Raw genomic sequence first — 24,795 nt, 5'->3', positions numbered from 1 at the left:
ACACTTGAACATTGGTGTTCACACCATACATCCGCTCAAACATCGCTCACTTGGTTTGTTATCGCTTGGTAATCATAGTTTTACATTTAATTAACAACAAGTGTGGTGTAGTTGGCGTGTGACTTGCGTAATGCTCTTTGTGAACAGTGCGATACGACACTGCAATAACACATTGAACGAGAAACAAAAGGAAGAGTTATGATCTATGCACAGCCAGGTAGTGAAAATGCCATCGTTAATTTCAAATCGCATTACGATAACTTTATCGGTGGGGAATGGGTAAAACCAACGGGCGGTGAGTACTTTGATAATATCTCACCAATCAACGGACAAGCGTATTGTAAAGTTGCTCGTTCTGGCGAGGTGGATATCAACTTAGCATTGGATGCGGCACACAACATCAAAGCAAAATGGGCGAAAACCAGTGTGACTGAACGCTCTAACATCTTGCTGAAAATCGCTGATCGTATCGAACAGCATTTAGAAGAACTTGCAGTTGCAGAAACATGGGAAAACGGCAAACCAGTTCGTGAAACCTTGGCTGCGGATTTACCTTTGGTGGTGGATCATTTCCGTTACTTTGCTGGCTGTATTCGCGCACAAGAAGGCAGTGCGGCGGAGCTGGATGAGCACACAGCAAGCTACCACTTCCCGGAGCCGATTGGCGTGGTTGGTCAAATTATCCCGTGGAACTTCCCAATGTTGATGGCGGCTTGGAAGCTGGCACCGGCACTTGCGGCAGGTTGTTGTGTGGTATTGAAGCCAGCAGAACAAACGCCAACGTCGATTCTAGTTTTGATGGAAAAAATCGGTGATCTACTGCCACCGGGCGTCATTAACGTTGTTAATGGTTTTGGTTCAGAAGCGGGCCAAGCGCTTGCAACCAGCAACCGCATTGCGAAGTTAGCGTTTACCGGTTCAACACAAGTTGGCAATCACATTCTAAAATGTGCAGCAGACAACTTGATCCCATCGACAGTGGAGCTAGGTGGTAAATCTCCAAACATCTACTTCTCAGATGTTTTCGATTACGAAGATGAGTACCTCGACAAGTGTATCGAAGGTACGCTACTTGGCTTCTTCAACCAAGGCGAAGTTTGTACCTGTCCATCTCGCGTATTAGTTCATGAAGCGATTTACGATAAGTTTGTAGAGAAATTGACGGAACGTGCGCAGTTAATCAAGCAAGGTAACCCGCTCGATACCGATACTCAAGTAGGCGCCCAAGCTTCTCAAGAACAGTTTGATAAGATTTTAAGTTACCTAGAAATCGGCCGTGAAGAAGGTGCAAAAGTGGTCTTTGGTGGTGGTGTCTCTGAACAGCCAGAGTCAATCAATCAGGGTTACTACATTCAACCAACAATGTTGGAAGGCCACAATAAGATGCGTATTTTCCAAGAAGAAATCTTTGGCCCCGTCATTGCCATCACTAAGTTTAAAGATGAAGCGGAAGCATTAGAAATTGCGAACGACACCGAATATGGCTTAGGCGCAGGTGTTTGGACGCGTGATGCGAACGTCGCATATCGTATGGGCCGTAATATCGAAGCTGGTCGAATCTGGATTAACTGTTACCACGCTTACCCTGCACACGCAGCGTTCGGTGGTTACAAAAAGTCGGGTATCGGCCGAGAAACACATAAGATGATGCTGGATCACTACCAAAATACGAAAAACCTATTGATTAGCTACAGTGTTGATCCACTAGGCTTCTTCTAAATGAAGTAGTTAACAAAGAAAAAGCAGTACTAACCAAAACCCCGAGCCTTCGGGGTTTTTTATTGCATGGGCTTGCGGGTGGGAGGGTGTATATCCGTGAAATTTATATTTTGAACCCGTCTATATTGCGTGCTCAGAAACGTTGAATTACGGTCACTTTTCGTTCAAGTAGTTTTTCGACCGCGGTGTTTTGCTTTTCAAGACTAAACTGCTGATCAAAATCCAAGACGCGATTACAAGACTCAAGACTCGCAAACTGGTTTAAACACTCGCTAAGTTCTCTTTTAGAGCTCATTCGATCCAAACTGCTTTCTGATGAAGAGAGTAGGGTCACTTTGCGGCCATGAAACGTTCCTTGTGGCAGAGCATCACTTTGCTGCGCTTGCTTTACTTCATGAATCGGTGAGTTAGTGTATGTAGATTGGATGTCGTTGGACATAGAGACACCTAAACTCTTAAGTCTAAAGTTTGTGGCATCGGAGCTACCTCAGCAGTGGCGACATGAGCAGACAATAACGACTCCCACGACTCACTTTGCGTCAATAATTCCGCCAAAGCAGTTTCAAAATACTCATAATCCAGTCGCTTAATGTTAATGAGTCGGTTTAAACAGAGTACATGTCGATGATTATCTAAACTAAAGAATAATTGATGCTCAGGCCAGTGATAATTAAAGGCTAGGAAAGAACGATAGAGATCGGAATTAACGATTTGAAGACCAACAATCTCAGCTTCGAGCTGGAGGGTTGTCGATTCAGGATGAAAGATGATATGCACTCTTAGATTATCATCAAACGCTAAGCTTACTTCATTTTCCGTTAGATGCAGTGCAGGCAAGCCTATTTGATGAGCAAACTTTAGCAAAATCTCATCGATAGTTTGGCGTGCTGACATAGGAATAGTCCCTTTTGAAATTTTATCAAGGAAAATATTAGATGTATCTCTTCGTGTTTATCAATATTGGTCGGTTGTTATTATATTTTGGTTTTTAATTTCGGTGAGATAAATAAAACAGCGATAACAAATGTGCTCTGATGCATATTGTGGTGCTTCTTAGATATTTAAATATCTTTGTTCTCTAATATACCCGCCTAATTGAAAGTGTATTAAGGTGCAGTCACGATGAGTTAAATTAAATCTAATGTTAAATATGTGTTGTTGAAGAATGCGATTTATTGTCCGCTTGTAGTATAAATATAAGTTGATCTTTTATATTTTTACATAAAGAATTGTGTGAAATTAAAATGAACTAAGTCTATAAAATAAGTTTATGGTGTCATAATGAACAATTCTATGTGGGCTGGTTTTATCGGACTATTCCTACTAAGTGGGTGTAGTCAATCTGTGCCGATTGTAAGGGAAGGTAGCTTTGACACAAAGAGTCAGGCGACACTCTATGGTTGGGTTTCTGTCGATGGATACTTTCCACCTTCGATTACGTCTCTTGATGTGGAGATATGCAAAGTGATTGAAAATCAGTGCCTTAGGTCTGCATCGCAGCACTACCAAGGCGTTCAATTACCCGTACAGTATTCATTTTTAATTGCACCGATTCAAGCTGGTGACGGAAACATGAAGATAATTGGAAAGCTATACTCGAATGGGGAACGTGTAGCGGAAAAAGAAAAGAACTATTTATTTTCAGTGGAGGGAAAGCAGGAAAATTTGATGCTCGTGCCAAAAAAATAACCAGATGAAAAGTAATCGGTTACATTTAATTAGATCTTACTAAATTATTAAAAATAAAGATTTGCTCTTTCCTGTTGTGAAAGTTTTGTTGTTTTTTACAAACATTAATCACATGGTTTAAGTCATCGGGTCAGTTGTTTTTTAGACTTATACTTGTTGCAAAAATAGCATTCTTTATGATTATATCTCGCTCCTTGAACACGTTGGCTTGGCGTTTTAGGCTATAAAACATACAATTTTAAGATTTTGGAAATTTCAGTTTGTTCGATAAACGATACCATAATCTATTTAATTTTATTCTAATGTATAACAAAAATCCTAAACTTTAATAACGAAATGATATTTAAGTTTTGGCTAATAATAAACGCTATCTGATAAAAATAATAAAGACGGACAGCAGAGTTTACTAAGATAAACTTTTACCTTTAGGTAAGGGTAATGCTTAGGATATTCGCTAATTATTCGGGGGGTATGGTAAGTGATATGAACTTCTATGCTCTTTTCTTTGCTTCTTTAATTGATATAGCAGTACTTAGAAATAACAACAATCAAAGTATTGCTTTGAAAGTTTCTCAACACTCGTACTGAGAAACTCAAAATAATGAAGGGTAGAAAATGGATGTGTCAGGCCAACTAAACACAGAAAAGGTCGGCTCGAGCTCGCGAAAAATTCGTAGTTTTTCCCGCTATGAAAAATCTGACGAAGTATTTCACTCAGACCAATCTCACATTGTTGTCGTTCACAATGGTCAGCTTCGAGTTCAAACAGGTGATTGCACAATCGATGTTGCGGCAGAAAACGGGGTGTTTCTATCCCAAGGGGATTACTTATTCGAGTACTCGCCCTTAGACGGGGCATACAAAGCGTCGATTATAACCTACGACAACGAACTCGTTAGCCAGCTATTACAAAAGCACAGTGATCTTTTGATGATGCTGCCCAAGGTAGATAAAGTTTGTTCTGGCTTGTTTACTTTTGGTTTGAACATACTCGTAGAGCAAGTGCTTTCCAGCATGCAGACGCTTGAGCAACAGGCGTATCCAGATGCGATCATGTGCCTAAAATATGAAGAGTTACTCATTCTTTTGCTGCACGGCAAAGGAGGAGAATCACTCTATGCGTTGTTGTCACAACAAACTAACCGAACATCGGAACGGTTACGTCGATTTATGGAACAACACTATCTCAAAGAGTGGAAGTTGACTGACTATGCGCAAGAGTTTGGTGCTAGCTTAACGACTTTTAAAGAGCTATTTAATGAGCACTATGGTATTTCTCCAAGAGCTTGGATCAGTGAGCGCCGATTGTTGCACGCTCATAAACTCCTGTTGACGAGCAAGATGAGCATCGTGGATGTGGCGATGGAGGCTGGGTTTTCTAGTCAGTCTTACTTTACGCAGAGTTACCGCCGTCGTTTTGGAACGACGCCAAGCCGTGTACGTTCGGGAGACGATCAAGTAGCTATCGCGAAATGAAATGACTTGGGACTAAAATTTTCTGACTAATTTTGAAAGTCACTCATCAGCGTAAATTCTATTATGCGTCATGTAACAACGAACGATTAAAAATTATTACACCTCTTTCTTTCTGGATCGTTCGAGAGGGGTGCGGAGACGAACATAAATGAAAAAGCAGCATTGGCGACGCCGTTCGCTTTTTCCAGACAGCATTGTGACACAACGGAAAGTGACTGTTTTGCAGAGAGGAGCTCGATATGAAAGTGCTTCTAAATCAACGCAGGATTTCAATGTTGTGCACGTCAATCACCGACAATTGTTGAGTGAAGGCGTCATTAATTATGAACAGTTATCTTTACTTCAGCGCTTGTTGGATAGAAGCGTCGTCGATAGCCTGTGCGCAAGCCAGTTGGTGAAAACGTATCAAAAGCTCGGTGCGTCGCTTGACCGATTCGCCATGCGTTTATTTTTGGAAATTGGGTCGCAGCTCAGTGATAGCCGCACACTCGTGACTTTTGAACAAAGACTGGAATACATCAACGCGCGTCTTGGTTTTCGCTTCAATTTAGCGGTGCCAAAAACGTTGATGCTTTGTTTTCATTTATCGCTAAACGAGTGGATTAACCGTCAAGTTGACCAAAGCGCTTTGCATGCCTCCATTAAAGTGGAACAGCTTATCAATCAGCTCGATATTCAAAAGGAATATTGGTCGAAACTATCTGGAGAGGACACCAGTGCGGTGTTTGTACAACAGCAACTCGATTTAATTGAGCGCCAACAACACCAGTTGAAAGATCAACTCGGGACGTTGAGCGAACAACAGATGCAAGTGATTGAATGTCATCGTTCGTTAATTGAGAAGTGGCAACCGTCCCTAGACGAGCTTAAAGGGTTCGCAGAGTACACTTCTACGACTGCTCAGTTTATCTCTGAGTGGAAAAAGTGGTGTTCGGAAGTTCGACTTGAAGCTCCTGAGCTGAACGAAGTCTGGGATGCATGCGATGTGGTTTACAACGACCAAAATGCGGTTGCGAAAGTATGGCAGTGGTTCAAGAGCATGCAAATTGTTGGCGACATCGATCACTACTATTTTGACACTCAAAGCGGCCAGTGCGGCCAGGCTTGCAATCACCTCAACCAGATTTAAATAGGGCGTTAAATGTTAGATAAGATGATGAAATCTTTAGCGGAAACGCTAAAGGTAGGGGATTTTATTGCCTCAGAAAATGGCTCTTACAACATCGAGGTTGATCAGTTGTCACTGACCATCAAACAACACGCATCATGGTTTTTATGGGAAGCAGCTTTACCCTTCCAGTTTAAAGAGCATCTAGATTATCAACAAGAACAAGCGTTACAACGTTGCATGCAGCTCTCATTAAAAACAATCCGTGAAGATGGCTGCGTACTAACAGCGAACGATGATCAGCAGCTGATTTTACAAAGCAAAGTGAGGATCGAGGACTGTTCGATTGAGCTGTTCTCTTCTTTGCTTTCTAAGCACGTTAATCTATGTGAGCGTTATATGGCATTATTGGAGCAAGAGCGCGTGAACCACACGATTAATCATAATGTGTGGTTGCCATGATGCGAAAAGTCTTTCCGAACATCAGACGTGCTGCCACAAAGATACTGTTGTGTGCTGTGAGCTTTGCTCCGTTGGGATTCGCACAAGCAACAGACTTACACTGGCCCGAACAACCATTCCGATACTATGCAGATAACGACTCATTAAAAGAGTTGTTGAATAACTTTGGCGCAAACTATCGCGTTTCGGTTTCTGTGAGTGACAAAGTTAATGATCGAGTGAGTGGACGTTTTACTCCTGATGATCCGGCTGAGTTCCTCGACTACTTATCGCAAGTCTATAACTTGATGTGGTATTTCGATGGTGCCGTCTTGCATGTCTATAAGGCGACAGAAACGCGCTCACGTTTACTCCAATTAGAATTATTGACCGCCAGAGAGCTACGAAGCACGTTAATTTCCACTGGAGTGTGGGATTCGCGCTATGGGTGGAGAGCCGCTGAGAGTAAAGGGTTGGTTTATCTTGCAGGTCCTCCACGTTATGTCGACTTAGTTGTACAAACGGCCGAAGCATTAGAAACGCGCCTGCTGCAGAAATCGAATTCAACCGACGAGTTATTCGTTGAAATAATTCCTTTGAAGTACGCTTCTGCAACGGATAGAGAAATTGCATATCGAGATCAGACCATTACGGTTCCGGGTATCGCATCGGTTTTAAAGCGAGTCGTGTCTGGTGTTCAAACTCAAGTGACGAGTGCGTCGAACAAAGAAGTTACCAGTTCAGATAAGCCTGTAAAAAGCAATAAAACCGCCTCAGTTCATGGCGGAGCAACGGTTGAAGCAGAGCCGGGCCTTAATGCGATTATTGTTCGTGATACTCAAGCGCGATTACCGCTCTATCGCAAACTGGTCGCTCAATTGGACCAACCGCAATCAAGAATTGAAGTTGCATTATCGATTGTCGACATCAGTGCCAACGATTTAAGTCAGTTAGGTGTGGATTGGCGAGCGGGAGTATCTGTCGGAAATAATCGAATTGTTGATATCAAAACAACAGGGGATGTGAGTTCGGGTGATGTGACTCTCGGTAGCGGACAAAATTTTAAGTCTTTGCTTGATTCAACCAATCTGAATTACCTGTTGGCTCAAATCCGTTTATTGGAATCTCAAGGCAGTGCTCAAGTGGTTTCAAGACCAACACTGCTAACCCAAGAAAATGTCGAAGCTGTACTGAACAACAGCAGCACGTTTTACGTCAAGCTGGTTGGTAAAGAGACCGCAGCACTGGAAGAGGTCACGTATGGCACGTTACTGAGAATTGTCCCGCGTATCGTTGGTGACAGGTTTGCTGCACGACCAGAAATCAATCTGAGCCTTCATCTCGAAGACGGGGCAAAGATTACCGATGGTGGTGTCGACGACCTTCCTTCCGTTCGTAAAACTGAAATCAGTACGTTGGCGACGGTGAAGCAAGGACAGAGCTTGCTCATCGGTGGTGTTTATAGAGATGAAGTGAGTCATCAGTTACGTAAAGTACCACTGTTGGGAGACATCCCATATTTAGGTGCGTTGTTTAGAAGTAATACCAACACTAAACGCCGCACGGTGCGCATGTTTATTCTAGAACCGCGAATCGTTGTGGATGGTATTGGCGATAGTGTGTTGATTGGTAATGAGTACGATCTGCGACCAAGCATTGGCAAGCTCAACAACATTTCCAACAACAGTGCTGAATTTAAATCGGTCGTCGAAGTGTATAGCTGCACATCAAAGACTCAAGCAGAGCGCTATCAGCAAGACTTATTGTCACAGCAACAGTCGTCTCAATTGACGCAGTGCCAATTGCCGACAGGGCAAAAGGGTTGGCGTGTAAAAGTATTGGAATGCGATGACTCACAAAGTGAGTGTGTGCGTCCATCAGAGGAGCCTTAACCGCGATGCAGCAATGGAAAATTCGTATTTTATCAGGCGTGCATTCCGGAGTTGAAGTCACCTTACCTGAGGGCGCTCTTGTGCTTGGCAGTGACGACTTTATCGCAGATCTCGTGCTGTCTGATGCTGGGGTCGAAGCTAACCATTTCACGTTGGTTTGCCAGCAAGACTCGGTCATTTTACGAGGCTGCAAAGAGGCAAATATTAACGGTGAAAACATCTCTGTTGAAGATGATGGGATCGAGTTGTCACGCCATGCCGTTGTCTCTGTAGGCGTTGTGAAGTTCGCACTGGGGTACGCAGAAGATGCGTTAATCGTGAGTAACGTCAGCGACGAATCTAGCGAACAGGATACACCTGTTGTTGCTGTACAACGCTCTAGCTGGAAAAAAACAACGCTCATCGCCTTGCTTTGTAGTTTTGTCCCGAGTGTCATTTTTGCTGGTATGTGGTACAGCCAAGCTAACGGAAACAATAATGAGACTGTCACAGAAGCAGAACCCATTGTTTTGGTGCGCAATATCTTAGGCGAGCTCAAACTTAGCGACGTTCGTGTGGAATGGAATGCCGCCGCACGCCAAGCGGTTTTGGAAGGCTATGTTGAAGATCGAACTCAGAAACTCGATCTGCTTGGTCGAATTGATGTACTAGGTATCAATTACAAAAGTGACTTAAGAACGATGGAAGAAATCCGTCGCGGGGTTCGATTTATTTTGCGAAACCTCGGCTATCACCAGGTGAAAGTCGAAAATGGGGATGAGACGGGCACACTGTTACTGACGGGTTATATCGATGATGCAAGCCGCTGGAACCAAGTTGAGCAAATTTTAGAGCGAGACGTACCGGGCCTCGTAGCGTGGAAGGTCGAACTGCAAAGAGCGGGTGCCTACATGGATACGCTAAAAGCCTTATTGACGGATGCGGAGCTACTGAAAAAAGTCCAGTTGGTTACCAGCGGTGATCGCATCGAAGTACGCGGGGAACTTGATGATATCGAAACGACTCGATTTTACGGTGTGACTCGAGACTTCCGAGAACAATATGGTGAAAAACCGTATTTAGTTTTGAAATCCATACCTAAGGTGAGTAAAGGCACCAACATCGATTTCCCGTTTCGTAGCGTTAACTTTGGTCAGGTTCCATATGTGATTCTGACTGATAACGTTCGTTACATGGTTGGTGCAAGAACGCCTCAAGGCTACCGCATATCCAGTGTTACGCCTGCTGGCATTGAGCTGGTCAAAGGCGGGCGGGTGATAACAATAGAACTCGGATACGAGGGCGAGACGAACAATGACAAATCTTGAACAAATTTTAAATAACGACAAAAACGGTGCGGAAGTGCACAAGATTAAGAGCAAGCTCTTAGAAGCACAAGCGGTGGTGAAACGTCAGTTGGATTTAGGGTGCTCACCACAGCAGTACCAATTGCTACTCAAACAGTATGAAGCTTACACCGCCGCACATGCAGTCGTTGAATCATACGAAGCGAACTAAAAATACGAGGAAGTCTTATGTCATTTTACGATGCTAGTAACAGTGTAAACCTTGATGATGTTAAAACTAAGTTAGAAAAACAAGCGAAAGATGCTAACACAGAAGTGACGACTGCCATCAAGAACCTAGAAACAAACGCCGATGATCCATCTAAGCTGGCTGAACTTCAGCACGCGATCAACAAATGGTCTGTTGTTTACAACATCAATGCGACCACCACTCGTGCGATTAAAGATGTGATGCAGTCGATTCTCCAGAAGGTATAAAGCATGGAACGAGAAATGCGCCAATTGCTGGCTGAAATTGCGCTGATGGCAACCGGTATGCATCGTCATCAAGAAGCTAATACGATAGCGGACGGCCTTGAAGCAAGCTCTGGTTCTGAAGAGACCGTGGTGATGATTCGTACAATGAGCCTTATGAATAAAGGCTTGTACGAAGAGGCTCATCAATTGCTCGAACCACTTTGCAACGCCTATCCAGATCTGATCAGTTTAGCGGCCCTTGCTTCCGCCAAAGCTGGTTTATTGAGCAAAGCGGAAAGTTGGGTAGAACTCGCATCACAGGGAAGCGAAGAAAGCCAAGCATTTGCTGCAAGCTTTTCTCAGGACATTAGGAACCTTGGATGATCGTTGATTCAAGTAATCTAACTCTTCAGCCTCAACCTCTGCGCCAATCGGAGTCGCGCCATTATGAGCGGAGCGATGAAGATAAGATGAATGTGCTCATGGAGCGTAATGCCAAGCAAGCGGAAGCCTCACACGCCTCTCCAAAAGAGACGTTAGAGAAAACAGAAGCGAAACTGGCGGACATCAAAGCGTGGTATGAATCACTAAAAGAGGCAGATGTTGTCAGTAAACAAAGCGTCTTATTGTCGTTGAATGAAGCGTTCTCCGATCCTCAAGTTAAACGAGAGGCAATGTGGTACGCCTTTTATGAGGCGAAGAGTGCAAAGGGCACCGAACACCCGCAAGCCGATTTATTAAAGGTGTTGAAGCAGGAGTTGCTAGGGTATTTTTCGGGCCAGCTTATTGCTGAGCCACCTGTCGATAAAGCAGCACTTAAAGAAATGTTGGCGCAGCATTTTCCACTTGGTGCCCAGAAAGAACAAGCCTTGTGGCACTGTTGGGCTGAGTTGAAGTCGTTACCTGATATGGCATCAACACTGGACATGGTTCGTGATGAGCTTAGCTTCATGATTCAAAAAAATGCGATGGTGAAAAACATCGTGACTCATAGTCACAAGTTAGATTTGTCTTAGGAGTACATATGATAAACACGCAGTACACCGAGGTGATGCAAACCAACATTGATAAGTTGCAGGATGCACAAATCGAGGACGGTTTAAGTGAACGTTTCGAACAAGCTATGTCGGTTCCCGAGGCGAATAATGGCTTGGAGGGCGGTTTGCTCGAAAACATCAGCGAGTTAAAAAATACTATCGATAACGCGAAAAGTAACCTGCAAGACAACATGAAGATGGTGGGTGATGATCCGGCGCAATTACTGCAAATGCAGTGGGCACTGACGCGCATTACTTTTCAAGAAGAGCTGATCGCGAAAACCGTGGGTAAAACCACACAAAATGTAGAAACCTTATTGAAGGCACAATAGTGATGATGAATAAAATGAGAGCGGTTTTCATCATGCTCACGTTGTTTCTGGTGGGGTGTCAGACCGAGCTGTACACCAACGTAACTCAGAAAGAGGGGAATGAGATGTTGTCGATCTTATTATCCGAAGGTGTCGTTGCAACAAAAGAACCTGACAAAGACAACACCGTCAAGTTAATGGTAGACAGTTCTCAAATCGCCTTCGCGGTAGACGCGCTGAAGCGAAAAGGGTATCCAAGAGAGCAGTTTTCTACATTGAAAGAGGTGTTTCCCAAAGATGATTTGATCTCGTCGCCATTAGCAGAACGAGCACGTTTGGTGTACGCGAAATCTCAAGAACTTTCTTCAACCTTATCTCAGATTGATGGCGTGCTGGTGGCACGTGTTCATGTTGTTTTGGAAGATCAAGATCTACGTCCAGGAGAGCGTCCAACGCCTGCATCTGCCTCTGTGTTTATTAAACATGCGGCGGATATTGCGCTTGACTCGTATGTTCCGCAGATCAAATTATTGGTGAACAACAGTATTGAGGGGTTGAATTACGATCGAATCAGCGTAGTGATGGTACCCTCATCAGAGGTACGAGTTGCTACTCAAAACAATCAATTTAAAAGCATTTTGTCGGTTCAGGTCACCAAAGAGACGGCGAATAATTTTGTCGCCATCCTGGTGTTCTTGGTAGCTGCGCTTATCGGTTCAAATATCGCTACTTTTACTTGGTGCCGCAGGAACACAAAGCGTGGTTAAACCAGAAACACCACTCGCGCAGGTACAACATCAATTTAACTACGCGCCTTGCCAATACATCCATAAAAGTTGGATAGAACAGAAACAGCCTTGGTTATTAAATATTGAAGGTTGGAGAGATAACCCCATGTTTAACCAATGGTGCATAAATGAGTGGGCGTTATCTCCAGTTCCAGAGACGGCTTTTAACAAACCTTGCCATAGCTTGGCGTTGCTCCCAGCGGATGCGTTGAATCAACTCGTATTGATGGTGGGCGGAGCTTTACATTGTGTGGCAATGCGAGGCGTTGTTTTAAAACATCCGAAACAGGTTCTGAACAACGTCTTTGGATTGGAAGGCGCTCGGTTCTTGATTCAAAACGGGCCGATGTTGTTATCCAGTTGGCCGCAAGGTTGGCAACATCCGTTGCCAGAACCATTGGATGAGCGGTCTGTTGAAGCAAAAATGCAAGCGCTTGGGTACTCCTGGATAAGGTTTGTTTTAGTTAACTCGCCAGAAGACATTGTCCTGCGTTGGCAATTCAAACTAGAACAGCAGCTCAGCGAGAGTACGGAAATGGCTAGCTGGTTGGCAAAAGATCAGCGAGATCTGGCGTATCGACTCACAAAAAAAATCGCAAAACAGGTTATTCCCCAATGGTTTCATTTGTTGAAATAAAAACAGACAACTTGCAGCTGGCACCTGGCTTAAAGGTGCTGAAAGCGAAAGATTATGCCAGTTATCTTGATTCGCAACACTTAGTTGAAGCCGCGAACTCCAAAGCTGAAAGCATAATTGCTAATGCCCAACAAGCCTACGAAACTGAAAAACAACGTGGTTATCAAGATGGTCTCGCACAAGCCAAGATTGAAAATGCGCAAACGATGATTGAAACCCTAGCGCGTTGTAATGATTACTATCAGCAAGTCGAAGAAAAAATGACAGGCGTGGTGTTAGAAGCGGTACGTAAGATCATCGATACCTTTGATGATGTCGATACCACGGTGAGCGTCGTGCGAGAAGCGTTGCAATTGGTGAGCAACCAAAAGCAGGTCATTTTACATGTCCATCCAGAGCAGGTTGTTGATGTGAGGGAAAAGGTGGCTGGTGTATTGAGTGATTACCCTGAAGTCGGTTACGTTGACGTGGTAGCAGACGCTCGCTTGAAAAATGGAGGCTGCATTCTGGAAACTGAAGTCGGGATCATCGACGCCAGTATTGATGGACAGCTGCATGCATTAAAGCAAGCGATGGTGAAGCAACTCAGCGAGCGTAAAATTACGATTCATGAATAAATCTTAAAAAACTCAGTACTTGCTGAGTTTTTTCATTTTAATGCCTTTAAACAAAAAAAATCCGACCATTTCTAAAATATTCACTGCCATAAATCCTTAAGAATACACCTAAGAAAGCTGCTTAGGTGATAAGTGTTGCAACCAAGCAGCGCCTCTAAAACAACAAAAATAGGATTATTTAGTCGAATGGCTAATGGATTTATAACTTCTTTACTGACAGATTTTGCCAGCCGCTGCCAACTGGAGTCGCTGGTTTTTGATGAGGATGATTGTTGTCATCTACTCATTGACCAAAACACAGCAATCACAATTCGCGCACAAGAAGATCGCCTGACACTTATTGGGCTGATTTCAGGCGATAAGCCGAGTGATGATGTTTTGCATCAACATATGAAAGATGCCTTAACGCAAGGCTCTCCAGCGGTATTCTGGGAGGCAGAAACGGGATACATCGGTTTCATACACCTGCACCAGCAACTGTTAACTGCTTCTTTTCTTGATGAATCATTGGCGAATTTCATCGAATGGTTAAAAAGTGCGAACACGCAAAAAGTAACCAATAAAACAACCGAAGTACCGGTAACGAGTACTACTCATTTTTCCACATTAAGGGTTTAAAACATGATCAGTTTTGGAAGTGTTAGCGCATTGCAGGCTGCCATGCCGCCAGCTCGCAACGAGATACTAAACGAAGGCAAGCTGAGTATTGGTGGCAAAGAATACCAAATCAACGCAGCGACCCAAGAATTTACTCGCACCAATCCTACTAATGGTGCGGTAGCGCGATTTTTTGAAGCGACAGGAAAATTGTTTCGCGAAGGCAGCTCACAATCGGTTGCGAAAGCCCTTACAAAAGCCGTATTTGATAATGAGCAAGGCCAAGCTCAGCGTTTACGAGCTGCATCTTCTGTTGAGCATGGACAAATGTTCTTCAAAGATGGAAACATAAAAACCGCATCAGATGTATTAAATGCATTCGCAAAATTGGATAGCAAAACGGTCCAATCGCACTCTGCTGAGCTAAACCAGTTAGCGGAGCGAGCAATGACAGAATCAATGCTAGAAACCGATTCTGGTAAAAACCTCACATCACTGATTGGCGAAAGTGCAGCGAAGTCGCTTGCTGGACGTGTAGTAAAAGACTATGGCGGTGGTGTGTCTGCAGCGCAAAAAAATCCAGCAGGTAGCATCACTCAAATGCAAGCGGTGTTTGATATGGAGGTGATGCATCTTAAATCGGCGCAACGCCATATCGAAGGTCTAGCAAGCACCGATCTAAGCCAAGGTGTATACGCTGAAGGACTGGCAGAGGACGCGTTTAACAAAAGTGGCGTCACCGATAATGTCGAACGAGCTGCGGCGTGGATCATTAATGCTTCTAACTCTAAAGGAAACGATGCAGAAAACATTACGTCTTTACTTAAAGAGTACGCGTCTAATGGTAAAGACTTATTGAATATGGACAACTTAAAAGAGCTACACGCTCGATTGGTACCTGATGTTGAACGTGACTACCGAGGGCCAAATATTTCGGGTGGTACTTTGCCTTCAAGTATTGGCGGTGAGGGGATGCTAAAGCAGCACATTGAAGGGTTTTTGAAAGAAAAACCAGTGGCGGATAAAGATCTGGGTAAACACTTGTTTGCAGGAGTCATTGGGTATCACGGGTTCACCGATGGAAACGGTCGCATGGGACGCATGCTATACGCGATAGCAGAACTTCGTAACGACTCATTCAATCCTTTGGCTATGAGCGCAGAGAACAGCCTTCACGGCATCAAGTGATTTTTCTCTTCTATTCCAATTTTAGAGCGGCGATTGCCGCTCTTTTCTTATTTCTTTATCCAACTTATTCTTCATTTTTCTACCTCGCTAAAACGGCTAATAGCAATAAAATTGAGACGTTTAAATAAAGCTCTTGTGTCTATCACGCCATAAAATCGCTCTTATCCTTATGAGCTTATTTAAATAAGCCGTTATACCCAAGTCGTCTCGCTGCATCAGATATTTCGAGGCTACTTAGGTATATTAAATTAGACAGGACACAACATGGATACAGGAAAGATTAATATGCTTCTCTCTGAACTGGGAGAAGTGCTGAACCTTGAGCGCGTGACAGCGTATGACGATCAAATGTGGTCACTGCATTTTGCTGAAAATAACAGTGTCGATGTTCTGCTCGTGGAGGAAAAAGGCGAGTTGTTGATTTCTAAAAACCTGCACATAGAACAAGAGGATATTACGTTAGACAAACTTCAAGTTTTACTTGAATACAACTTCTTATATCGAGAAACCGGCGGTGTGCAGTTTTGCGTTAATCCAACCACTAAAGATGTGGTTCTTCAGGTTGCCATCGCGGCCGAGAGTGAACTCACCAATATTGCTAACTTGATGATTCAACTGAATGAGCTAGTGGATACTTGGGCTCAGCTATTTCAGAACAATACGGTTGTAGATTTTAGCCAAACAGACGTACACGCATTTATTCAGGTTTAAGGCATTACACATGGTCAATATTAATACATCGCACATGCACTCGTTGAGTCAGTTAACATCCCATTTGGCGACACAAAATCAATCTGACGATAAAGAGGTTCGAGCACACAACGGCAAAGATATTTTTGTTAAAGAGGGTGCACCAAAAAATAAAAGTATCAGCGCGCGTATTAGCCACCAGAATAAAGCGAAAGACATTGTGGTGAATCTGCTCACGAAGCATGGCATTCCTAAAGACGTTGCGAAGCTGATGCTGCAAAATGTGTTGAACGGTGAAAACAAGTTAACGCTCGGTAGTCTGAAAAATCTTGAGAGATTGTCGTCTGGTCCTAGCTCACATTGGCCAGCCGCACAAACGGCCTCTTCTTCTAAAGCGAATAAAACCTCATCGAGTGTAGCGCTGATCAACGAACATAAAACTAACCTTCAAAAGCTTGGTGATTTTGCCTGTACAGACTTAAATACATTTGGTGTAAAAGGTTCGCAGTTTTATGAAACCAAAGGAAAGCCTAGATTAGAAGCGCTTCACGCGAATCAAGCGCGAATCATGCAAGATCAACGAGCGACTATGTCTGCAAACGGAGTTCAAGCTGCAGCACAAAGAGGAACCGCACCGCAATTAAGCACCCTACAGAACATTGCTAAGGCAGTACAAAACGGGAAAGCCGGCTGCTGTACTACATTTGCCTTTGCTGCCGCGGCTGAGATGATTCAAGGCATGTCAGGCACACCTGAAGGTGAGCCTAAAGTAGAAGTGGTTGCGTTTAAAAAGGGTCATTCAGGTACACACCTTTATGTACTGGTTGGTCGACAAGAGGGGAGTGATATTAAAGATCCCTCAACATGGAGTAAGGATGTGAAAATTGTTGATCCTTGGGCCACATCCGCATTCGGTGCACCAATGTTTGGAGATGCGCAACGACCACCTGTTTCGAATATGTTCCCGCCAACAGAAGTCATTTTTGATAGCCATAAACTGGGTTAGTCGCTCTGCAAAAGAAGTGAGCAAACACATAATACTAATCTTCTAACCTTTATTGAAAGAGCAGCCTTGAGCTGCTCTTTTTTATTACTCTGGCAACTCATTTTTAGAGCGAGATTTCTGCGGAAAACCTCACAATGAAGACGAGAAAGTGACAAAAATAAAGCCATTACCGACATCGTTCAATCTGCAATCGTTGTTCAATAGAGTTATTGAAACAAAAGGAAAAAGTTATGAACACGATTCAACAACTGCTCTTGGAGTTTTGCCAACTCAATGAGTTACCCGAACTGAATTTTGAAGACAATGAACGTTGTCAGCTACTGGTCGACGACCGCTACATGCTGTATTTCATCGCGACAGATACGGATGACTTAATGTTGTCCGTGACGTTCGGAGGATTAGAAAAGTCGGGCGAACAAAGACTAAAAGGTTTAGAGCTGCTTGCTCATGCTAATTATCAGGGCATCGGTAGTGGCAGTCTTGCACTTGCTTTAGCCCCAAATGGTCGACAGCTTGTCTTAGCGGGACGTAAACCCGTTGAGCACCTAAACACGACGAATCTTACTGCTTGGTTTCATGAGGTTATTGAACAGACTGAATTGTGGCAAGCGCGTTTTGCAATGTTGGATCAAGCGATTCCAACCACCCCTAATCATGAACAAGCACATGTTCAATCACTTCGTGTGTAGGAGAGAAAAATGGTCAATACAACGCAAAAAATCAGCCAAAGCCCAGTACCTAATCTAGAACAGTTTCGTGCAGTCGCTGCGCAAAAAGATGACCGAGTGATCAGTAAAAGAGGTGAGGTAAAAGAACCTTCAACGTTCCACAAAGGTCACAAGTTTGCTTCTATCCACGAAGGCGTGTTGAGAAGCAAATACACTAAGTTTTTCCAAGAAAACATCAAAACTCACCTTGATTTAAAGCAGGCGCTACTTAAGCAAGAAAAACCTGAGGTTGCGCTGTTGGCTTACTCCCTAGTGAGTCCTTCTGGTTATCGCGGTGAGCCGCTTACTGAGCGCAAAATCTTAGAAGTTGTCAGCTTGTTGGATGAAGTCAAGGTGAGCAGCGATACGTACCAGCAGCTTAAAAATACGTTTGACGCGATCAGCAAAGATCCGCGTATGCAGGTGAGTTTAGAGGCTCAGTACCCGGGGAAAATGGATGGTTTTGGTGCCGAACTGTTACAGATGGGCAAAGAAAAACTGAAAGGTTCTGGCGTTAATGCTGTCATCAACCTAGCTTTGCCTGGCGTAGGGCTATTAATTTCAACAGGACGTGAGCTGCACAAAGCGGCAGTCAATGGCGATGCTGAAGCTTACCACCATCAGCTGGAGCAAATTTCGCAGCTTCCAGGGCGAGACCAACGTCTCTCTATGCCGATGCAACAAACATTGGCTCAAGGTCATGCAATGTTATCAGCTGAAGGTGCAGTTGGGGCAACATTGGGCATGGCGACAGGGAGCTTGGGTACTTTTGGTGTGAGCTCTGTAGCGACAGCGGGTGTTACGCCGATAGCAAAAGAAGCCATTGGTTCGGCTGCCACGACTGGCATCATCAGTGGTGGTGGTTTTGTTGCGAACCAAGCTGGAGCATACGGGTTAAATACGGAAGTCAAAGAGCAACTCATGCAAGGTGAGATGTCTGGTGTTTTACCAAGGCTTGAAGTTTCTAATGCCAAAGGAGACTTTACCTTCAGCATGCAAGATCCAGCTTCTGTACGCGCATTGATGGCGTACCTTGGACCTAAAGAGAACACGGCGATGACATCACCTCAAGCGCCTAAAGAAGCACAAGAGATGGAAGCTGCTCGCTTAACGTTGAAAAAGATGTTGGGATCAGAGCCAGGTGAACACTTAGTCCCTGACGTTGATTCTATCTTGAAGCTAAGTCCAGAAGATGCGCCAAGTAAAACTGAGGCAACTGCTCATAGTGCGTTTAAAAAGCTGTTGGACGAAGATTGGGATTGGCTCATGCCTGCAGTTCGAGCGATCGATAAAGGTTAGGCGAGTCAAATCAATGAAAAGCTGACTTACAAACTGCCACTTGATGCCGAAAATGGACGAGTATACCTTGATAAATGCCCAAACCTGAGTGACGCTCAGTTGGATGCATTAGATAAACTGGGCTCACCAAGTCAATTGCGACTGATGTACTTAGCGGAAGGTTGGGTTTAATTGAAAGTAAGGGAGCAGATGCTCCCTTACCGTATATGGTGTTTTGCTGGATGTTTATCTAGGCGTTAAACTGGCCTACTGATTTCGCTTAAAAAAGCGCTCGGCATTAGCAAATAGAGATTCACAGTGCTTTTTCTGCTTGTCGTAGTCAGCCGAACCTTCTGGCATTGCGTCTAATACTTCTTTTGCGCTGTGGTATTCTTTTACCATCAACTCAAATTTATCTTCATAATTGCTTTTTTTATTCTTTTTTTGAAAGCTATCTCGTTTTTTTCTCATTTTTATTCCTCTAGATCGTGTTTATTAAAGGTCAATCTAATTAACCTCTACTTTTATAGGAATAACGAAGTCAAAATGGTTTAAATTAAGTCTAAATATTCCATTGTCATCGCGCTGATTAATATATTTCACCGCTAATGACTATTCCTAAATAGTGGTGATATATACACGACGTGGCTATGCGCGTTATGTCTTATTTTGACGCTTACTGATTGTTTTTATAAGGTTAAATTCCTTATAAACCTATCGATGTAAAGACAGCGCGTTGTGATAACCATGCTAAGAGAACTAACTCTCGTTCGTATTTAAATCAAAACTGAGGCTATTTAATGGAAGATAAAGAATAAGTTGCTACAGGAGTTGAGTAACGAAATGACTCGAAAGAAAACTAAGAAGAGACTCGAACTAAATATTTCATCAATAGCTCACGGTTAGGAGCTGAGCTCACTATACACCGATTATAAGAAATAGATAGGACTTTCTATTTTTCTTCAGACAAAACTGCCCATGAAGGAAGCTTGCGCGTTGCAAAGCAATACCTAAAGATACAAAGGCATGCGTACATGCCTTTGTATTTGTGCCTAGCACACTTGGCGCTATGGTAGGTAGGTGCCGCCACATACTGGATTGTATGTGCCCGTGATATGTCCGCTTTTTTCACTTGCCAAGTAGCTCACGGTGTTTGCTACGTCTTCAGGTGTGGCAATTTTCTGCGTTGGTGTGAACATTCGAATGGTTTCTTTAAACTCTTCAGGAGCACCTTTTGTTGCGTCTGTTTCTACAAGACCCGGAGCAACGACATTAGACGTAATCCCGAAGGGACCAAGTTCTTGGGCGAGGTATTTACTAAAGCTATCAAGTGCACCTTTTGCACTACCATGAGCAATAAAGCTTGGTGCAGGGGCTTCTGATAAGGTGCTAGAGATAAAAATTAAGCGACCAAACTGGCTGGCTTTCATGTTTTCTACCGCCAATTTTGCCGTTTGATATGCAGCGTGCATTTCGTCATTTAGCTTTTGTGCAAACTCTTCCCACGACTGCTCAGTGAAAGGTTTAGCGGTAAAGCTCATGTTTGCGTTTGAGACAAGAACATCAACGCCACCATGTTCATTTGCGATGCTTTCGAACATCCCTTGTATTTGTGCGTCATCTCGAACGTCAGCTTTTAAAGTGTACGCCTCACCACCGGCGTTTTGAATTTCTTGAGCTAACGCTTCCGCGACCGCAGCACTATTTACGTAGTTGATAAAAACTCGGTAACCATCTGCAGCGAGTGCTTTTGCTGTTGCTGCACCAATTCCGCGAGCGCCACCTGTAATTAAAGCATTGCGTTTTGTCATCGTATTTCTCCAAGGTTGAGCCTGACTGTTAAACCAGCTTCTGTCGCAACGTACGCTGATAAGTTAAATTTGTCCGTTAAGCTTGCGTAAGTTCGCTACCACGCTAGAAAGTTGCTGTTTGCTGTTGTCTAGGTCGGCCTCAGCAAGGTTCTGTTGGGCTTCTTGCAGTACTAGCGAAGCGATATTTGCACATGTATCAACGGTGTCTAAAGATTTTTCTGTTAGCACGACTAACTTACTTCGACTATCCGTTGGCGAAGGTTTCCTCTCTGTCCAACCGCGCTTTTCAAGTCCATCAATTGAGCGACTGACGCTCGATTTTTCTAAGTACAACAGTTCACAAATCTGACTTTGAGAAAGGGCACCGTTGTTTCGTAACAGCAACACGACACCCCATTGTTCTGCTGTCATATCAATACCAGCATCTTTGAAACGGGTAGTGAGTAATCGGTTAAACAGACGACTAGCAAGCCCCGTAAGGTGACCGAGAGACTGATGATGGTTGTATTGGGACATGGAAAATTTCACCAAATAACATGAACGAACAATATGGTTGTACACACAACTATATTGGGCGATGTCAAATTCGTTTGAAGAAAATGCTACTAGCTTGTGCTTATCGTTGGGTTGATGTGTCAGATTGAGGTGCTAATGAAAATTGGTGAGGTAGCTTCGAAAACTTCGGCCAGTTAAATGTTTGCGACTGATGCGCCGAGTTGGGGAGCAAGCTTCAATAAAGGTAGGGAAGTTGCAATCCTCTCTTTATTTATTCAGTTTAAATGTGTTTTTTTATTTATATTACAAATAGTTAGATTTTAATTCTTTTCATTCGAAACACTCTTCTCAAGAAGTTCATGATAAATCAATGAGATTGATCTTTTTGATTGGCAATGATCAAATGTACCTTTGCTAAAACTGTACGGTACAGTGCAGTTTGTGAAAATCATAAAATGGGTTTCAAACATGAAGAAGAAAGTTATCGCCTTGTCGCTTGTTGTTGGTTCGTTATTTGCTGCTGGCTGTGCCTTATACCAGCCGAATACTGTAATGACGGATAACGCATATGTTCATTCAGACGTTACGGCCATTTCACCTGAGGTTGGGGGGCAAGTAAGCGAAATCTTTGTCAAAGATAACCAGTGGGTAAGAGAAGGAACTCCTTTGTTTGTCATTGATGATGAAGACTTTATTGCCAACCAAGAAATTGCTCGAGCAGCACTAGATGTTGCGAAATCTGAGCTTACTGCAAATCAAATCAAAACGCATATGCAGTTAATGAAAATTGAGCAGGCGAAGCAAGGTATTCGCCGCGCGAGTGCAAATGCCGAACACCAAGCGGCGGAGTTTCAAAGTCTTTCTCGTTTGGTACAAAAGCAATCTGTAAGCAAAAATCAGTTTGAAGCACAAAAAACGCGATCTATTGAAGCAAGCAGTAATCTTGAAACCGCTAAATTGGGCTTAGCTGCTGAGCAAAAACAGCTCGACACATTGATGACTGAGAAGTTGCAACTGACAGCACAGCGTAAAAAAGCAGAAGCAAACTTACGACTGGCTAATATTTCACTGGAAAGAACCACGGTGCGTGCGCCATTCGATGGCTATGTGGCAGATAGACAAGTGCAAGTCGGCAAGTTTGTACAACCAGGAATGGGGCTCATCGTGATGGTGCCAGATTATGTTTGGATAGAGGCAAACTTTAAAGAAACACAACTTGAGAACGTTGTGCCTGGGCAAGAGGTTGAAGTGGTATTGGATATGTTTCCAAACCATCCATTGCATGGCCGTGTTTCTTCGATCACCCCGGCGACTGGTGCACAGTTTAGTTTATTGCCACCTCAAAATGCGACAGGCAATTTCGTAAAAGTAGTACAACGTGTACCAGTACGTATTGAGCTAGAGATCCCTCAAGAGTTGAGTCAACGAGTCTATCCGGGGTTGTCTGCAGAAGTATCGATCGAGACCGCGGCACAAGGTTAACTGCAATGGAAAAACGTTCACCGCTGCTGATTTTGACGCTTTTTGCGATTGCTGCTTTTGGTATTAACTCCGTGATGTTTACCGAGTTATCGTATGAGATGGCGGCAACGTCAGGCTTATCTGTCGATGAAGTTGCTCTGGTTAAAGTCGGCTTTATGATTACCCAGGTATTAGGTTTTATATTCACACCAATATTGGTGCGTAGATTGGGTACGTTAATTCTCTTACATGCCATTTTATTGGTAGGTCTAGCGAGCAATCTTGTACTTTACTGGGGCGGACAGCAAGAACTGGTGTTCACTCTGACTTGGCTCTCGAGTGGCTTTTTTATGAGCATGTTAATGGTGGTATTAAACCTTTACTTGCTCCACTTCTTTGAACAGCGTTGGCTACCAGCCATTATTGCTTTAACGCTAGTATTCTCAACCTTGCTACCGATCGGCGCTTACCCTTGGGTAGTGGCCAATATTGTCGAAATCTTTGATTGGTCACTGTTGTGTGTTGTGTCGGCTTGGCTGTACTTCTCTGCCTTGGTAATTGCATGCATCTACAATCCTAAGTCGATTCAAATCGAGGCCGAACCCAAATCTGGCTGTTGGCTTTATTTAGTTTTTGCCCTGACAATAAGCCTCGTTGTATTTCTATTGATGAGAGGCAGTTATTACAACTGGTTTGACTCGGAATGGTTTGTTAAAGCCTCTTCGATAGCCGCGGCTCTGACTTTATTAGTGGTGTATTACTTTGTGAAAACCAGTCCTTTAAATACAGCATCAATACAGCTGCATAGTAAGTTGAAAACTAATGTTTTTATGTACAACGCTTTTTTGGCAGGTTTTGCTGTTATGGCGAGCAATGTGTTGTTTACTAGCTTTTTGAAAATGGCGTTGCAGTACAACAACCTTAATGCTGGATATGCCCAATTGCCGGCATTTTATGCCATGCTAGGTGGTATGCTAGTCAGTGTGCTGGTGTATTACTTCCGCCGGCCATTAGCGGATGCAGTCGTCCCGTTTGGTGTGGTGATGATTATACTTTCGGTACATAAGTTTAGTCAGTTACCTAGCTTTGCTGGTACGGAATCTTTGTCCGTTCCGATGATGTTGCGAGGGTTTGGTGTCGGCTTATTGAATGTGTCTGTGACCATTGCAGTATTGATGTACTTCCAGGTCGGGCAGCGTTTAGAAGGCATCGCCAATTTCTACCTCTTTCGTACCATTGGCGGTGTGATCGCTGGTGCCGTGTTCTCACGGGTAATGCAAAGCCATAGTGCACAAGCTGCTGGAGAGATTGGCCGAACGCTAGATGATGTGAATCATGCTTTTGGTGCTTATAAAAATGCGTTGAGCAGTACGATTCTGACTCATGGACACTTGCCAAATTCGGCATTAGGAATGAGCCAAATTAGTTCTGTTGTCAAAGAGCAGGCGACCACTCTCGCACTGAGTAATTCATTATTGATGTTTATTATCTCGGTCTTTGCTCTCGCGCCAATCTTAATAATCGGTAAAAAGCTGGCGGCGAAGCGAGAGATTCACTAAGCCATAGAAACAAGAAGGGAGCGATGATGCTCCCTTTTATATTCAGTGAGTTTATCTTTGGTATAGATTTAGGAAGGCGGTGACCGCTTTTTTCGTATGTGCATCTAACTCTTCATCTGTCGGAAAATCGAAGCCAATTAGTGCCATGTTCTGGTAATCAAGTTTAATTAATGCAAGTAGTTGCTCACAAGCGAGGTCGGCATTTTCAACATCGAGTTGTGAGCTGACAGTTTCACTCTTTAAAAAGTCGATGAGGTATTGATGAATGCGATGCGGCCCTGTCTGCCAGAATTGATTTGGTACGGAATCATGTTTGTTGAAGTCAGCCGAAACGATCCGATAAATTGATAGCATAGGATTGGAGCATACACCTTTTAGGTACTTCTTGGCGAAGTCATTCAATGTTTCTTGTAAAGGCTCCGATTGCTTGTCGGCAAGCTGGAAGACGGACTCTAAGAACCTATCTCAATAGGTGTTGTCTGAGTAAATCAACACCTATTGAAAATACTGTAAATGAATTCGACACAATACCTAATCTCTGACGCC

The 24,795-nt window shown here is 43.6% G+C and carries 27 protein-coding genes and 2 pseudogenes; 23 read left to right on the top strand and 6 right to left on the bottom strand.

The window, feature by feature from the left end; translation table 11 throughout:
- Positions 1-198: 198 nt before the first annotated feature.
- The gene (locus B7360_RS21380; RefSeq protein ID WP_085344562.1) at positions 199-1,719 is read left to right on the top strand and encodes an aldehyde dehydrogenase family protein; all 1,521 of its coding nucleotides are present in this window, start codon (positions 199-201) and stop codon (positions 1,717-1,719) included.
- Between the two features lie 133 nt (positions 1,720-1,852).
- On the opposite strand, the gene exsE2 is transcribed toward B7360_RS21380, so the two are convergent.
- Both exsE2 and exsC read right to left on the bottom strand, forming a co-directional pair.
- A complete protein-coding gene (gene exsE2 / locus B7360_RS21375; RefSeq protein ID WP_085344561.1) occupies positions 1,853-2,158 on the bottom strand; it encodes a T3SS regulon translocated regulator ExsE2 in 306 nt (101 codons plus the stop codon).
- Positions 2,159-2,166: 8 nt separating this feature from the next.
- Positions 2,167-2,613: a type III secretion system regulatory chaperone ExsC gene (gene exsC / locus B7360_RS21370; protein ID WP_005397386.1), complete on the bottom strand. Its 447-nt coding sequence runs from the start codon at positions 2,611-2,613 to the stop codon at positions 2,167-2,169.
- Between the two features lie 387 nt (positions 2,614-3,000).
- Between exsC and B7360_RS21365 the strand changes: the two genes are divergently transcribed.
- The 20 genes and pseudogenes from B7360_RS21365 to B7360_RS21270 all read left to right on the top strand — a co-directional run bounded on the left by B7360_RS21365 (position 3,001) and on the right by B7360_RS21270 (position 19,115).
- Complete coding sequence (locus B7360_RS21365) at positions 3,001-3,408, top strand: YscW family type III secretion system pilotin (RefSeq protein ID WP_085344560.1); 408 nt, start codon at positions 3,001-3,003, stop codon at positions 3,406-3,408.
- 615 nt (positions 3,409-4,023) lie between these two features.
- The gene (locus tag B7360_RS21360; RefSeq protein ID WP_006741517.1) at positions 4,024-4,884 is read left to right on the top strand and encodes a helix-turn-helix transcriptional regulator; all 861 of its coding nucleotides are present in this window, start codon (positions 4,024-4,026) and stop codon (positions 4,882-4,884) included.
- A 148-nt stretch (positions 4,885-5,032) separates the two neighbouring features.
- Positions 5,033-6,013, top strand: coding sequence for a T3SS regulon anti-activator ExsD domain-containing protein (locus B7360_RS21355; protein WP_085344559.1), 981 nt, complete (start codon positions 5,033-5,035; stop codon positions 6,011-6,013).
- A 12-nt stretch (positions 6,014-6,025) separates the two neighbouring features.
- The gene (locus B7360_RS21350) at positions 6,026-6,454 is read left to right on the top strand and encodes a YscB family type III secretion system chaperone (protein WP_074191269.1); all 429 of its coding nucleotides are present in this window, start codon (positions 6,026-6,028) and stop codon (positions 6,452-6,454) included.
- On the top strand, positions 6,451-8,325 hold the full coding sequence (gene sctC, locus B7360_RS21345; protein WP_047009833.1) for a type III secretion system outer membrane ring subunit SctC: 1,875 nt from the start codon (positions 6,451-6,453) through the stop codon (positions 8,323-8,325). The genes B7360_RS21350 and sctC overlap by 4 nt, the downstream gene beginning before the upstream one ends.
- 5 nt (positions 8,326-8,330) lie before the next feature.
- The gene (gene sctD, locus B7360_RS21340) at positions 8,331-9,632 is read left to right on the top strand and encodes a type III secretion system inner membrane ring subunit SctD (RefSeq protein WP_012841765.1); all 1,302 of its coding nucleotides are present in this window, start codon (positions 8,331-8,333) and stop codon (positions 9,630-9,632) included.
- Complete coding sequence (locus B7360_RS21335; protein WP_012841766.1) at positions 9,619-9,822, top strand: EscE/YscE/SsaE family type III secretion system needle protein co-chaperone; 204 nt, start codon at positions 9,619-9,621, stop codon at positions 9,820-9,822. The genes sctD and B7360_RS21335 overlap by 14 nt, the downstream gene beginning before the upstream one ends.
- 17 nt (positions 9,823-9,839) lie before the next feature.
- On the top strand, positions 9,840-10,088 hold the full coding sequence (gene sctF / locus B7360_RS21330) for a type III secretion system needle filament subunit SctF (RefSeq protein ID WP_047009831.1): 249 nt from the start codon (positions 9,840-9,842) through the stop codon (positions 10,086-10,088).
- Positions 10,089-10,091: 3 nt separating this feature from the next.
- Positions 10,092-10,451 carry a YscG family type III secretion system chaperone gene (locus tag B7360_RS21325; protein ID WP_005395153.1) on the top strand — a complete coding sequence of 120 codons (360 nt, stop codon included), beginning with the start codon at positions 10,092-10,094 and terminating at the stop codon, positions 10,449-10,451.
- A complete protein-coding gene (locus B7360_RS21320; protein ID WP_085344558.1) occupies positions 10,448-11,083 on the top strand; it encodes a YopR family T3SS polymerization control protein in 636 nt (211 codons plus the stop codon). The genes B7360_RS21325 and B7360_RS21320 overlap by 4 nt, the downstream gene beginning before the upstream one ends.
- An 8-nt stretch (positions 11,084-11,091) precedes the next feature.
- Positions 11,092-11,436 carry a type III secretion system inner rod subunit SctI gene (gene sctI, locus B7360_RS21315; RefSeq protein ID WP_085344557.1) on the top strand — a complete coding sequence of 115 codons (345 nt, stop codon included), beginning with the start codon at positions 11,092-11,094 and terminating at the stop codon, positions 11,434-11,436.
- A complete protein-coding gene (gene sctJ / locus B7360_RS21310) occupies positions 11,436-12,182 on the top strand; it encodes a type III secretion system inner membrane ring lipoprotein SctJ (protein WP_086015689.1) in 747 nt (248 codons plus the stop codon). Before sctI ends, sctJ begins: the two co-directional genes overlap by 1 nt.
- Positions 12,175-12,840 (top strand): SctK family type III secretion system sorting platform protein VscK, encoded by a 666-nt coding sequence (gene vscK, locus B7360_RS21305; protein WP_005395150.1) that lies wholly within the window; start codon positions 12,175-12,177, stop codon positions 12,838-12,840. Before sctJ ends, vscK begins: the two co-directional genes overlap by 8 nt.
- The gene (locus B7360_RS21300; RefSeq protein ID WP_005395149.1) at positions 12,819-13,457 is read left to right on the top strand and encodes an HrpE/YscL family type III secretion apparatus protein; all 639 of its coding nucleotides are present in this window, start codon (positions 12,819-12,821) and stop codon (positions 13,455-13,457) included. The genes vscK and B7360_RS21300 overlap by 22 nt, the downstream gene beginning before the upstream one ends.
- A gap of 132 nt (positions 13,458-13,589) precedes the next feature.
- The gene (locus B7360_RS21295; RefSeq protein ID WP_254048144.1) at positions 13,590-14,075 is read left to right on the top strand and encodes a CesT family type III secretion system chaperone; all 486 of its coding nucleotides are present in this window, start codon (positions 13,590-13,592) and stop codon (positions 14,073-14,075) included.
- A 3-nt stretch (positions 14,076-14,078) separates the two neighbouring features.
- On the top strand, positions 14,079-15,242 hold the full coding sequence (locus tag B7360_RS21290) for a VopS family T3SS effector adenosine monophosphate-protein transferase (RefSeq protein WP_085344556.1): 1,164 nt from the start codon (positions 14,079-14,081) through the stop codon (positions 15,240-15,242).
- A gap of 264 nt (positions 15,243-15,506) precedes the next feature.
- Positions 15,507-15,953, top strand: coding sequence for a type III secretion system chaperone (locus B7360_RS21285; protein ID WP_031780449.1), 447 nt, complete (start codon positions 15,507-15,509; stop codon positions 15,951-15,953).
- Between the two features lie 10 nt (positions 15,954-15,963).
- Positions 15,964-16,938 carry a type III secretion system effector VopR gene (vopR, locus tag B7360_RS21280; RefSeq protein ID WP_085344555.1) on the top strand — a complete coding sequence of 325 codons (975 nt, stop codon included), beginning with the start codon at positions 15,964-15,966 and terminating at the stop codon, positions 16,936-16,938.
- 230 nt (positions 16,939-17,168) lie between these two features.
- A complete protein-coding gene (locus B7360_RS21275; RefSeq protein WP_005395137.1) occupies positions 17,169-17,627 on the top strand; it encodes a CesT family type III secretion system chaperone in 459 nt (152 codons plus the stop codon).
- Positions 17,628-17,636: 9 nt separating this feature from the next.
- A pseudogene (locus B7360_RS21270) lies at positions 17,637-19,115 on the top strand (CesT family type III secretion system chaperone).
- Positions 19,116-19,190: 75 nt separating this feature from the next.
- Here B7360_RS21270 and B7360_RS21265 read toward each other — a convergent pair.
- From B7360_RS21265 to B7360_RS21255, 3 genes are all read right to left on the bottom strand, one after another.
- A complete protein-coding gene (locus B7360_RS21265; protein ID WP_005395134.1) occupies positions 19,191-19,394 on the bottom strand; it encodes a hypothetical protein in 204 nt (67 codons plus the stop codon).
- Between the two features lie 596 nt (positions 19,395-19,990).
- Complete coding sequence (locus tag B7360_RS21260; RefSeq protein WP_085344554.1) at positions 19,991-20,734, bottom strand: SDR family NAD(P)-dependent oxidoreductase; 744 nt, start codon at positions 20,732-20,734, stop codon at positions 19,991-19,993.
- A gap of 63 nt (positions 20,735-20,797) precedes the next feature.
- Positions 20,798-21,250, bottom strand: coding sequence for a MarR family winged helix-turn-helix transcriptional regulator (locus B7360_RS21255; protein WP_053807481.1), 453 nt, complete (start codon positions 21,248-21,250; stop codon positions 20,798-20,800).
- Between the two features lie 447 nt (positions 21,251-21,697).
- Between B7360_RS21255 and B7360_RS21250 the strand changes: the two genes are divergently transcribed.
- Positions 21,698-22,711 carry an HlyD family secretion protein gene (locus tag B7360_RS21250; RefSeq protein ID WP_085344553.1) on the top strand — a complete coding sequence of 338 codons (1,014 nt, stop codon included), beginning with the start codon at positions 21,698-21,700 and terminating at the stop codon, positions 22,709-22,711.
- A gap of 5 nt (positions 22,712-22,716) precedes the next feature.
- Positions 22,717-24,249, top strand: a complete 1,533-nt coding sequence (locus B7360_RS21245) for an MFS transporter (RefSeq protein ID WP_085344552.1) — start codon at positions 22,717-22,719, stop codon at positions 24,247-24,249.
- A gap of 51 nt (positions 24,250-24,300) precedes the next feature.
- Here B7360_RS21245 and B7360_RS21240 read toward each other — a convergent pair.
- A pseudogene (locus B7360_RS21240) lies at positions 24,301-24,705 on the bottom strand (TetR/AcrR family transcriptional regulator C-terminal domain-containing protein); the annotation flags it as partial.
- Positions 24,706-24,795: the final 90 nt, after the last annotated feature.

Origin of the sequence: Vibrio sp. ArtGut-C1 (genome assembly GCF_002105475.1) — a bacterium.
Lineage (GTDB): Bacteria > Pseudomonadota > Gammaproteobacteria > Enterobacterales > Vibrionaceae > Vibrio > Vibrio diabolicus.
The sequence above is the reverse complement of the archived record's forward strand: the minus strand, read 5'-3'. Positions and strand labels throughout refer to the sequence as shown.